10 protein-coding genes are annotated in these 12,090 nt (G+C 56.5%); 7 read left to right on the plus strand and 3 right to left on the minus strand.

Going from position 1 to position 12,090, the window contains the following annotated elements; translation table 11 throughout:
- Positions 1-3: 3 nt before the first annotated feature.
- The 4 genes from Q354_RS0105755 to Q354_RS0105770 all read left to right on the plus strand — a co-directional run bounded on the left by Q354_RS0105755 (position 4) and on the right by Q354_RS0105770 (position 4,391).
- Complete coding sequence (locus tag Q354_RS0105755) at positions 4-2,250, plus strand: FAD-dependent oxidoreductase (RefSeq protein WP_211252219.1); 2,247 nt, start codon at positions 4-6, stop codon at positions 2,248-2,250.
- Positions 2,195-2,989, plus strand: a complete 795-nt coding sequence (locus tag Q354_RS0105760) for a DUF547 domain-containing protein (RefSeq protein ID WP_027856878.1) — start codon at positions 2,195-2,197, stop codon at positions 2,987-2,989. The genes Q354_RS0105755 and Q354_RS0105760 overlap by 56 nt, the downstream gene beginning before the upstream one ends.
- Entirely contained in the window at positions 2,976-3,704 is a 729-nt protein-coding gene (locus tag Q354_RS0105765) for a TIGR04283 family arsenosugar biosynthesis glycosyltransferase (RefSeq protein ID WP_156948231.1), read from the plus strand. Before Q354_RS0105760 ends, Q354_RS0105765 begins: the two co-directional genes overlap by 14 nt.
- Positions 3,705-3,770: 66 nt before the next feature.
- Positions 3,771-4,391 carry a TIGR04282 family arsenosugar biosynthesis glycosyltransferase gene (locus Q354_RS0105770; protein WP_027856780.1) on the plus strand — a complete coding sequence of 207 codons (621 nt, stop codon included), beginning with the start codon at positions 3,771-3,773 and terminating at the stop codon, positions 4,389-4,391.
- A 165-nt stretch (positions 4,392-4,556) separates the two neighbouring features.
- Here the strand turns inward: Q354_RS0105770 and Q354_RS28180 are convergent, their stop codons facing one another.
- The 3 genes from Q354_RS28180 to Q354_RS0105785 all read right to left on the minus strand — a co-directional run bounded on the left by Q354_RS28180 (position 4,557) and on the right by Q354_RS0105785 (position 8,690).
- Complete coding sequence (locus Q354_RS28180; protein ID WP_036228654.1) at positions 4,557-6,050, minus strand: hypothetical protein; 1,494 nt, start codon at positions 6,048-6,050, stop codon at positions 4,557-4,559.
- 294 nt (positions 6,051-6,344) lie between these two features.
- Positions 6,345-7,484, minus strand: a complete 1,140-nt coding sequence (locus Q354_RS0105780) for a helix-turn-helix transcriptional regulator (RefSeq protein WP_027856782.1) — start codon at positions 7,482-7,484, stop codon at positions 6,345-6,347.
- Positions 7,485-7,574: 90 nt separating this feature from the next.
- On the minus strand, positions 7,575-8,690 hold the full coding sequence (locus Q354_RS0105785; RefSeq protein ID WP_027856783.1) for a helix-turn-helix transcriptional regulator: 1,116 nt from the start codon (positions 8,688-8,690) through the stop codon (positions 7,575-7,577).
- Positions 8,691-9,011: 321 nt separating this feature from the next.
- Here Q354_RS0105785 and Q354_RS24770 point away from each other — a divergent pair, with 321 nt between their 5' ends.
- The 3 genes from Q354_RS24770 (at position 9,012) to Q354_RS0105800 (ending at position 11,864) form a co-directional block, all read left to right on the plus strand.
- Entirely contained in the window at positions 9,012-10,397 is a 1,386-nt protein-coding gene (locus tag Q354_RS24770) for a sodium:solute symporter family transporter (RefSeq protein WP_036228658.1), read from the plus strand.
- 1 nt (position 10,398) lies between these two features.
- Entirely contained in the window at positions 10,399-11,256 is an 858-nt protein-coding gene (locus tag Q354_RS24775; protein ID WP_036228661.1) for a metallophosphoesterase family protein, read from the plus strand.
- 236 nt (positions 11,257-11,492) lie between these two features.
- Entirely contained in the window at positions 11,493-11,864 is a 372-nt protein-coding gene (locus Q354_RS0105800) for a c-type cytochrome (protein ID WP_027856784.1), read from the plus strand.
- The last annotated feature ends 226 nt before the right edge of the window (positions 11,865-12,090 follow it).

Raw genomic sequence — 12,090 nt, forward strand, 5'->3', positions numbered from 1 at the left:
GTGATGAAAAAGATCTTACTGCTGGTGATCGGCCTACTGGTCGCCGCCTTCTTCGCCTTCGACCTGCAACAGCTGCTGACCCTTGAGGGCCTGAAAAACGGTCTGAGTCAGTTCGAGCAGTGGCGTGACAGTGAACCGCTGCTGGTGGGTGGCGGCTTCTTCGCCCTCTATGTCGCGGTCACCGCCCTCTCCCTGCCGGGCGCGGCGGTGATGACCCTAGCGGCCGGGGCATTGTTCGGCCTCTGGTGGGGCCTGCTGATCGTCTCTTTCGCCTCCAGCCTCGGTGCCCTGCTGGCATTCCTGGTTTCCCGTTACCTGCTGCGTGATACGGTGCAGGCCCGCTTCGGCAGCCGCCTGCAGGCGATCAATGACGGCGTCGCCCGCGACGGTGCTTTCTACCTCTTTACCCTGCGCCTGGTACCGGTGTTCCCGTTCTTCCTGATCAACCTGCTGATGGGCCTGACGCCAATCCGCGCCGTCACCTACTACTGGGTCAGCCAGCTGGGGATGCTGGCCGGCACCCTGGTGTTTGTGAATGCCGGGACCCAACTGGCACAGCTGGAGAGCCTGTCGGGCATACTGTCGCCCGCCCTGCTGATCTCCTTCGCCCTGCTCGGCCTGTTCCCGTTGCTTGCCAAGGGGGTGCTGGGCATGGTGCAGAAACGCCGGGTTTACGCCAAGTGGCAGAAACCGGAGCAGTTTGACCGTAACCTGATCGTCATCGGCGGCGGTGCCGGTGGCCTGGTCAGTGCCTATATCGCAGCAGCGGTAAAGGCCAAGGTTACCCTGGTAGAGGCCCACAAGATGGGCGGCGACTGCCTTAACTACGGCTGCGTGCCGAGCAAGGCGCTGATCCGCTCCGCCAAGCTGGCCCACCAGATGCGCCATGCCGAGCACTACGGCCTGGAGAACACCCAACCCAACTTTTCCTTCCAAAGAGTGATGGCACGGGTGCACGAGGTGATCGCTGCGATCGAACCCCATGACAGTGTCGAGCGCTACACCAACTTAGGGGTCGAGGTGCTGGAAGGCTATGCCAGCCTGATCGATCCCTGGACGGTGGAGATCAAATACCCGGACGGCCGCAGCCAGCGCCTGACCAGCCGCAGCATCGTCATCGCCACCGGTGCCCGGCCGCTGGTACCGGATCTGCCGGGGCTGGAACAGAGCGGCTACCTCACCAGCGATACCCTCTGGCAGACCCTGGCCGAGCGTGATCAGGCGCCGAAACGCCTGCTGGTGCTGGGCGGCGGCCCAATCGGCTGTGAACTGGCCCAGAGCTTTGCCCGCCTCGGCTCCGAGGTGACACTGGTGGAGGGCGCCGATCGCCTGCTGGTACGTGAGGACAACGATGTCTCCGAACTGGCGCAGCAATCCCTGGCCGATGACGGAGTGAAGATCCTGACCGCACATATGGCGCGTCGGGTGGAATCGGAAGGCGACAAAGGCAAGCGCCTGATCCTCGATCATAACGGCAGCGAAGTGGCGGTGGAATTTGATGACCTGCTGGTCGCGGTCGGCCGCCAGCCACGACTGGAAGGTTTCGGCCTCGACCGCCTCGGCATCCCGACCCATCGCACCGTCACCACCAACGCCTACCTGGAGACCCTCTACCCCAATATCTTCGCCGTCGGCGATGTGGCCGGGCCTTTCCAGTTCACCCATACCGCCGCGCACCAGGCCTGGTATGCCGCCGTGAACGCGCTGTTTGGCGATTTTAAGAAGTTCAAGGCAGATTACCGGGTGATCCCCTGGACCACCTTTATCGATCCGGAAGTGGCCCGGGTCGGCCTCAGCGAACAGGATGCACTGGATAAGGGGATCAAAGTGGAAGTCACCCGCTACGGCCTGGATGACCTGGACCGCGCCATCGCCGACGGCAGCGCCCACGGCTTTGTAAAGGTACTGACCGCCCCGGGCAGCGACCGCATACTCGGCGTCACTATCGTCGGCCAGCATGCCGGTGACCTGCTGGCGGAGTTTGTGTTGGCGATGAAACACGGCCTGGGGCTGAACAAGATCCTCGGCACCATCCACGCCTATCCGACCTGGGCCGAAGCCAACAAATATGCCGCTGGCGAATGGAAGCGCGCCCATGCACCGCAGCTGATCCTGCGCTGGCTGGGACGTTATCACGACTGGCGTCGCGGCAAGCGTGGCAAAACCTCCGACACGCCAACCAAAGGAGAGAAGCATGCTGAGAATAGTGACGATCTGCCTGCTGCTGATCAGCCAGAACGTATCAGCTGACACCTTCGATCACAGCCGCCTGGACCGCCTGCTGCAACAGCATGTTGTGATGCAGGGCCAGGGCGAAGCCAGCGCGGTGGACTATGCCGCGCTGGCAGCTAAACCTGGTGACCTGGAAAGCTACCTTCAGGCATTATCGGCTGTGGATAAGTCAGAGTTTGAGCAGTGGGCCGAGAGCGAACAACTGGCGTTCCTGATTAACGCCTACAACGCTTTTACCCTGCAGCTGATCCTGACCAAATATCCGGATCTGGACTCGATCAAGGATCTCGGCAGCCTGTTCCGCTCTCCCTGGAAGAAGGCCTTTGTGCCACTGCTGGGCGAACAGCGCTCGCTGGATGATATCGAGCATGGCCTGATTCGCGGCTCCGGCCGCTATGCAGAGCCGCGTATCCACTTCGCGGTGAACTGCGCCAGTATCGGCTGCCCGGCATTGCTTAACAGAGCCTATCAAGGCGACCAGCTGGAACAGCAACTTGAACGGCAGACCCGCGCCTTTCTGAGCGATCGCAGCCGTAACCGTATCGAGGGGGGCGAGCTGCAGCTGTCGCCGATCTTCAAATGGTATCGCGAAGACTTTGAACAGGGCTGGCGCGGTAGCGACAACCTGAGCCAGTTCCTGCTGCGCTATGCCGATCCGCTGGGCCTTAACGCCGCCCAGCGTCAGCAACTGCAACAGCAGGATCTGGAGATCGATTTCACCGACTATAACTGGTTACTCAACGATGTCCGTAGCTGATCCTGTTCCAGCCCCCTCAGCCACAGCGCGACTGCAGTCGATACCACGGCTTTCAATCATCGTTCCCATGATCAACGAGCGCGAAGCCCTGCCCGCCCTGCTTGATCACCTGCGTCACTGGCAACAGCGCGGTGCCGAGGTGCTGCTGGTGGATGGCGGCAGCGACGATGGCAGCGACCGCCTCGCCCAGGCGATGGGCTTTGAGGTTATCCACAGCGAACGCGGCCGCGCCAACCAGATGAATAGCGGGGCCGCAGCAGCCAGGGGCGAAGTACTGTTGTTCCTGCATGCCGATACCCGGCTGCCCGAGGAGGCCGACCGTCTGTTGTTGGCCGCCATCGACAACGGCCGCGACTGGGGCCGCTTCGATGTGCGTATTATCGGCAACTCGATAATGCTGCCGCTGGTGGCGCGGCTGATGAACCTGCGCTCGCGTCTCAGCGCTATCGCCACCGGCGACCAGGGGATCTTTATCCGCCGCGAGACATTTCAGCAGCTCGGTGGTTTTCCACAACAGCGACTGATGGAAGATATCGAACTCTCCGCTCGGCTAAAAAAGATCAGTCACCCCGCCTGCCTGAAGCAGAAAGTAGCCACCTCCGGGCGGCGCTGGGACCAGAACGGTGCCCTGAAAACCATCCTGCTGATGTGGCGGCTACGCTGGGCCTACTGGCGCGGCAGCCACCCCGACCGGCTGGCCGAGCTCTATCGGTAAGAGCCAGCTGGAAGCCTTCAGCCACAAGCGATAAGAAAGAGCGACAAGCGCCCTGCAGAGAAAGCCATGACAGAAAAAACCACCAGAATCGTAATCTTTGCCAAAGCCCCCAGGGCAGGCTTTGCCAAAACCCGGCTGATCCCCGCCGTGGGCGCCGAAGGCGCAGCAGAGCTGGCCAAAAAGCTTCTGCTGAATGCCGTCGATGCAGCCCTGGCAGCCGATATAGGCCCGGTAGAACTCTGCGTCACCCCCGACCTTAGCGATCCGTTATGGCAGCAACTCGACCTGCCGCAGCAGCTGCACTACTCGGTACAGTGCGACGGCGACCTGGGCCAGCGCATGGCTGGCGCGGTACAAAAGGTATTGGCCTACGGCGAGCAGATCATCCTCACCGGCACCGACTGCCCCATGCTCAACGTCCAGCGCCTGCGCGATGCCGCCGCAGCCCTCAATCATCACCGCTGCGCCCTCTACCCGGTCAGCGACGGCGGCTACTCGATGATCGCCTTAAATGACTTCGATCCCTCACTGTTTAGTGATATCCCCTGGAGCACCGAGCAGGTATTTCCAATGACCCAAGAACGGTTGGAAAACCTTGGCTGGGACTGGTGGCAGGGAGAGACGCTGCGCGATATTGATGAGCCGGAGGATTTACAGTGGTTACCGAATAAGCGTTCGACCGAGTGAAATATCAAACCGAGAAGTCATATAAGATGTATAAGCCCACCTTATTAATATATGATAGTCAACAACTGAGTTGAATATCGAAATGTTTACGCCTACCAGATAAATGGCGGCACTTTATAAGAAAGTGCCGCTAAACTTCCAAAAGATATACCTAGTTTATAAAAATTATGGCTGAGCTAAGCAACTATCATCGTATAAAGAAAAGTCACTGCCATATACATTAAGGCATGATATCGTTCCTGCCCCTGATGTTGCAGGAGCAAACTGGTAATCAAGCTCAGACATGGCAATTTTAAAAACACCATTCTCCTCACTTCTAACTTGCCCAGAATTTAAACTTGATCTACTTATTTTCAGCGTCGATTGATCATTAGCAGAAATTACCGGAAACCCATCAATTGATGTATCAGATACATTGGCAGAGCTAGCATGAAACGTACTAAATCCATTCTGAAGGTCACTATTCTTAATAGTAACTTTCGCCCCTTGCATTATATTACCTCCAACATTTTCACTGGGAACTATTGATCTTACTCGGTTAAGTTCGACAATAGAGCTACCACTTATAGACCATAGAACAATTATACGATTTTGATCCGCCACTAGTGTTGTATCATATACTAAATTCTTGGCTGAGCCCTGACTTGCAGATGCACTCAGTACCGCTCTATCATTTCCTGCATGCACTTTGACATTACGTACTATGTTATTTCCTGAACCTCCTAATATGACCCCACCACTGCTAGTATCAGTACCTCGTACTCCAAGATTACTAACTTCTCCATAACCAGACAATCCCACAGCACCCGCAAAACTGGAGCTACTTTGCTCAATTATAGTTACTTCAGGACCAGCACCGCTTACTTTTGTATAAGAAGGAATATCAAGCCTACTGGATCCAATATTAAAAACGCCAGGCTCGATAATAATAAGTACAGGTTGTTGAGCGGTTGGGTTGATAGTAGAGATTGCAGAAAGTAGATTATTACCATTTGTAATAGCATCACCCTCTGAACTCACTATAACTGTATCCGAAAACGATACGATATTTAGAGATTCAAGTTGATCTAGTCTATTGTCAAAATCTCCGTTTTCCAGCGTTTGAATTCGAAGCTCAAGATTACTTTGAATACTATTTTGGTTAGCGGTAGCTTGGCTCAAGGCATTATCTGCCGCAGCTTGGGCAGCTCCAGCCGCAGCCAGTGCTGTAGAAGCCTCCCCTAGGGCAGCCGACGCCTCGCTTGCCGCTGAATTTGCTGTTGATTGTGCTGAATTAGCCGCAGCTTGTGCTGAATCTGCTGCCCCTTGAGCAGCAGCGGCATCTGAAGCCGCTGAGCTTGCAGACGCCTGTGCAGAATTAGCAACTGATTGTGCTGAAGTTGCCGTGCCAATAGCTGCTGCTGCTTCCGCCGCTGCTGTATCCGCCGCCGACTGTGCAGTACTAACATCTCCATCCAGCGTTGCAATACTGCTTTCAGCCGCAGATAGAGACGTGCTGCACACCCATGTGTTTGAACCGTTTACTCTCGCAACTTCATTTGGTCCGCAGCCGAGCCTTGATAAGGTAGCAGGTGGAGCTGCGAAAGCCACAGTTGAGGCTAGGGTTAATGTAACAGCCACCAGATATTTAATATGTTTTTTTTCTTGCTGTATTTTCATTTTCTCTTACCTAGTTAATATAGGCTCATAGCCACATCCCTAAATTAAACTGGCCTATAGCTTGACTATTTACCTATTAGATAAATAAACATTTATCAATCTTCTTCTGTAGTTTTCAAGATGTCAGATCCTCTAGATAAATGAGACCTACCTTACCCATCAGGTATAGCGACGGAAGATGAAGAAAAAACTATCCAAATGAATAGTTTTGTTTTTTATCACTTGGTCTTTACTTCGGAGTATTGGATGGACGCCTTCATCTGCCATCCCCCAGCCGGGGGATAATTGTGGAAATTACTGCTTATCCACAGGCAGGTTGATGGAGAGGGCGAGGCGGATCAGTTCGGATCTTTCCCGAGTGTGGGTTTTGGCCTGGATCGATTTGATCTGGCCACGCACGGTTTCCAGGCCGGTGTGGCGGATATCGGAGATATCCCTTGCCTGGTAGCCTTCGGCCAGTAGCTGGCAGATCTGTTGTTCCGCCTGGGTGAGGCCAAAGAGTTCGCTAAAGGCACCGGTGTCGATCACCTTGCGGTCTTCCGGGTCGATTACGATCAACAGCAAGCCGAGGGGGATCTCTTGGTGGTAGATGGGCGAGAGTTCCAGCAGGTAAGGGGTCTGGATACTGCGCTTTTTTGCAGAGAGTTTAACCTGGCGGTGCTGGGCCGGGCTGGCCAGCAACTCGGTCATGGTCTGTTGCAGACGCAGGTTATCGGTCTCATGGCTCAGTACCAGACGTTGTTTCAAGTCGAGGCGGATACCGTTTTGCGCTGAGGCTATCTCTTGGGCCAGCTGGTTATGTGAGATCAGGCTACCATCGTTATTAAGCAGAAAGACGCCAACGTGGAAGCGGTCGAGCACTTCGAGTACGGCATTAAAGCGTGCCTTCAGCAACAGGAAGGGGCGGGAGACGGCGATCAGATTGGCCAAGTGGGGAATAAAGAAGCGGCTGGTTGCCAGGCTCTGCTGGCGCTTGCGACTGTTGGCATTGTGGAAGGAGATATTAATGCAGTCGTAGTAGCTGGGGTGCTGGTTTAGGGCGCTGATATAGCGTTCTTCGACACCGTAGTTTTGCTTTAGCCAGTGCCCCAGCGCGGCGAGGTCCAGCTTATCCTCGGAGATCCTGTTGTGCTCCTGCTGGAATTCGCTGATCTCCATCAGGCCGGTGGTCTCAGTGATACGGGCAAGGGTTTGCATCAGGGGACGTTCGGCATCGACAAAGCCGCTGTGCAGGTAGGCGTCCATCGAGTTGCGGATCTTATCTGAAGCCCAGAAGCTTTGCAGATCCATCAGTACCCTGTCGCCGACCCACATATTGATGCCATAGGCACCGATCTCGTGGTTAAGGGCATCCACCATCGGCTCCCAGTCATCGGGATTGAGGATCACCTGGTAGATCCGCTCCAGCAGCTTGACGTTGGATTCACTGATCATCGGCGCTCCTGTCACCGGTTGGTCGACAGCGCTGGGATCGCAGCAGCATCACAGCCGTTGCCAACAAAAGGATTGTGGGTAAAAAAGCCATCAGCCGATCGCTACCGAAGTCAGGCGCAGTACCCGCGACAGTAGCTCGGCCTGGTTGCGGCTGTCAGTCTTTCTTAACAGGCTGCGGATATGGAAGCGCACCGTGGCTTCTGAGACAAAGATCAGCTCGGCGGTTTCACGCACGCTGTGGCCTTCCATCAGCTGGTGCAGCACCCGTACTTCCGCCTTACTCAGGTCAAAGGTTGTCTGCAGCTGTTGTGCCGGTGGCAGGTCAGATGCCGGGGAGAGGATAAACAGGATGCAATCGGTGGATTGACCGAGCCAGTCCATCTGGGCACCGCTAGCCCGCCAGGGAAAACAGAGTACCGTTTTGCGAATGCCCTTTTCGCTAAAGGGCACCATCGCCGCAAAACCTGGCTGTTCGCTGTGCAATGCCCCCAGAATCACCCGGTGCAGCTTGCGGTTGGCCTGAGGCTCAGGGATACGAATCCCCAGGCTCTGGGTCTTGGCATCGGCATAGCAGAGGTAGGGCTCGGCACGGCGGTTATGCATCACCACCTTACCCTTGCTGGACAGCAGCAGGGTCGCGGCTGAAAGGTGTTCCAGCGAATCCAGTCCAATATGGGAGACCTGCTGCGCCTGCATCATTTGCAGGTTGATCATAAATGCCCGCTGCAGATGAGGTACTAGGGTCTGCATCAGTTGATGTTCTTCCGTACTAAACACCGAATCTTGCTCGCTGCGCGCAATGGAAATCCAGCCACGTCGTTCATCGTCCCGATAGAACAAGCCACAATTGAAATACTTATACCCAAGATCTTCATAGAAGTTTTCATAGATAGAGAGGTTATGAAGTTGTTGCTCATCCCAGACGTTCTGGGTCAGTACCGCCTGACCTGCGGGAATGCGTTCATAGATGGTGGTCAGGCTATCCTGGCCGATCAGGTTTTGCTCGTAATAGGCCACCTTCTCAGCGGATACACCATTACTATAGATATAATTGAAGTGAGGATGCCGGGTATCTTCCAACACCAGATTTGCGCTGTGCCCACCAATGGCGTGTTGGATATCACCCGCCACTTTGGGCCACAACTGCGGGTCGGCGGCTGCCGCATAGATCCCATCGATCAGGTTAAGAAGCTCCGTGGCGTTCATGCTTGTTCGCCTGTATCAAGCCTGTTTTCCACCGCGCGACTGCGTCGTGTTCGCTCCATCACGACCCCCGCGAATCAAAAATCCTGAACAATTAATCAAGAATAGTTCAAAAACGTCTTTTGGGTATCTCCTGATCAGACCAGAGAGCCAGCCTGAATAACTTTCTAGCTGGTTTGGCAGAAATCTCTCAGTGCGTTGTAAGAGATTCTGCCCTGCCCCGACTAACACAACAAAGCGCCGAACAGAGAGCGGCCACCGGCAGCGATCCGCCAGTGGCCAGAAAGGTCCGGCATAGCATCCTATCTGTTAGCGGAGTACCCCATGGAGATTTTACTTGCAGCCCTGATCGCCGCCGTCGCACTGATCTCGCTGCTTCTGTCCAACCGAGTCAGCGAGCCCGGTGCCTTTTTTCGCGGTGAAGAGGAGGATGGTTCAGCACCGGGTCTGATCACCCTGACCTTCTCCCAGGTGACCACCTGGATCTTTGCCCGCTCGTTGCTGAATGCGGCTATTCTCGGTTTCTACTACGGCATCTGGGGCACCCTGGCCTACGCCGCTTACTATCTGTCTTTCTTCAGCGGCGGCCTGATTATCGATAAGCTGCGTTTCGAACAGGGCTATGGCAGTGTGCAGGACTTCCTGCGCGACCGTTTCGGCCACTGGGGCACGCGCTGCTATAACTTCGTGATCGGTGTGCGGCTGGTGAGCGAGGTGTTCGCCAACCTGCTGGTGATCGGTATCCTGTTTGGTGTCGCCGGCTCCACTGCCTATACCTTTGCGGTGATCGCCCTGGCGCTGGTGACGCTGATCTATTCAATGCTGGGTGGCCTGCAGGCATCGCTGCGTACCGACCTGTTCCAGATGCTGGTATTCCTCGCTGTCATGGCGATGCTGATGCTATCGGTGCTGTTCGAGGGCCTGATCGGGCCTGAGCTGCTGGTCTTTAAACCATTCGATATCAGCCAGCCCGGCCCGGTGCTGTTGATGGTGGCGCTGCTACAGGTGTGGAGCTATCCGATGCACGATCCGGTGATGATGGACCGGGGCTTCCTGGCCGACCGCGCCACCACCCGGCGCAGCTTTATCCATGCCGGCTGGATCAGCAGCCTCTGCATACTGGCCTTTGGCTGCCTCGGGGTGATCGCCGGTGCCCATGCGCTCAGCGGCGAGAGTATGAATGACGCCCTCAGCCGCCTGCTGGGCGAGATCCCGATGTTCCTGTTCAGCGCCTCACTGGTGATCTCCGCCATGTCGACCCTCGACAGCACCCTCTCCAGCTCCGCCAAGCTGATGGTGGTGGATATGAAACTGCTGCCCGCCAGCCTGCGCAACGGCCGGATGGTGATGGCGCTGTTTATGCTGGCCGGGGTGCTGCTGGTGTTTGTCGGCAGTAAGGATCTGTTCAGCGCCGTGGCGGTCAGCGGTACCGCCTCGATGTACCTGGCGCCGGTGATCTTTTTCAGCCTCTGGGGCGGCAAGCGGGAGATCCCGCTGTGGAGCTACCTGGGCAGTTTTGTGCTGGCCCTCGGCGGCGCGGCGCTCTATTTCACCGAGTCCTCCGGCCACAGCGCCTTGCTGGGCGAAGCCCATAAGTACACCAAGCTGCTGTGGATCTGTATCACGGTGATGGCAGGCGGCTGTCTGCTATTTATGGCGGGACTACTTAATCAGCGCAGCAATACCGGTACCCAGAGCGAGGCGGTCTGATATGACACAGGAGTGTGAAGATCTGGGCACCCTGCAGGATCAGGTACTTATTTTCGGCGGCCCCTATAGCAACCTGGCCGCAACCCGGGCGATAAGGGCCGAAGCCCGGCGCCTGGATATTCCGCCGCAGCGGGTGATCTGTACCGGTGATCTGGTGGCTTACTGCGCCGATGCCAGCGCCACCACCGAACTGATCCGAGACTGGGGCATCCCAATGGTGATGGGCAACTGCGAGGAATCCCTCGCCGCCGATGCATCGGATTGCGGCTGCGGCTTTGAGGAAGGCAGCAACTGCTCGCTGCTGTCGGTACAGTGGTATCGCTATGCCAGTGCCCAGCTCAGTGCGACTCAGAAGCAGTGGATGGGCAGTTTGCCACGAAGTTTACAGTTCAGGCTGGGCGGAAAGTCGTTTCGCGTGGTACATGGCAGTGTCAGCCGCATCAATGAGTTTATCTTTGCCAGCAGTGATGAGCTGCACTGCGATGCTGAGCTGCAGCGTTCGAATACTGATGTGGTGATCGGCGGTCACTGCGGTCTGCCCTTTGGCCGCACACTGACGTCAGGATACTGGCTTAACAGTGGCGTGATCGGCATGCCCGCCAACGACAGCAGCCGGGATGGCTGGTACCTGCTGCTTACCCCGCAAGAGCACGGTATCCAGGCCCGCTGGCAGCGCCTTAGCTACGATGCTGAGGCCAGTGCACACGCGATGCAGGCTGCGGGGCTGGACAGTCCCTATGCCACAGCCCTGCTCAGCGGCCTCTGGCCCTCAACCGATATATTGCCGGCGCAGGAGAAAGATCAGAGCGGCATTGCGATCGACGCCGCTACACTAAACTTCTGCATCGGAGCCAACTGAATGGACGGGCACTGCATCGCCTTACAGTGCCCTTTTAGACCTTCTTTTCAACCTATGTCCGGTAAGCGAGAAGCTTCCGGGCCCCGGCAGCAACCCGGTATGCAACCAATTCCGCTCCCGGGCGTCGGTTTAGATCCATAGTAGTAGCCGATCAGTACCTTAGCGTAAGCGATCCGCTACTCCCGCATACCTATACTTTCAGTAGGGTTATTTAGCCATACAGGGAGTATACGAAAGTGAAACCATTACCGTCTTTTGCCGCAGCCATCCTGCTGGGCAGCACCTTAACCGCCACCGCCGGACCGATGGAGGAAGCCGCCGGCGCCGAAGTCTTCAAGCGCTGTCACGCCTGCCACTCTGCCGATGCCAGCAAGAACACCTTTGGTCCCAGCCTGACCGGCGTGGTGGGCCGCAAAGCCGCCAGTCTGCCGCGTTTCTCCTATTCTGATGCACTGAAGAACTCAGGCCTGGTCTGGAATGAAGACAACCTGCGCCTCTGGGTGGCGGACAACGAACAGCTGGTGCCCGGCACCCGCATGCGTCATGTCTCCATCAGCGATCGCGCCGAACAGGATTACCTGATTGCCTACCTCAAGTCACTGAACTAAACCTGTGGCCCGTTACCGGAGTAGCGGGCCGCCCCCTGACTGTCCCTCCGTTCAGCCACGACTACTGCTTCACACCGGCAATATTGCCAGATTCAGGCTTTCCCCTTTATTTATAATGCCTTCACAGCATTGAACAGCCGTTCGGCCGAATAATCTCTGTACGCGAAAGCTCATGACGTTTTGCGACTAAGCCGGCCGATCTGACGGCAACATGCATGAGCTAAAA

Origin of the sequence: Marinobacterium jannaschii DSM 6295 (assembly GCF_000620085.1) — a bacterium.
GTDB classification, from domain to species: domain Bacteria; phylum Pseudomonadota; class Gammaproteobacteria; order Pseudomonadales; family Balneatricaceae; genus Pontibacterium; species Pontibacterium jannaschii.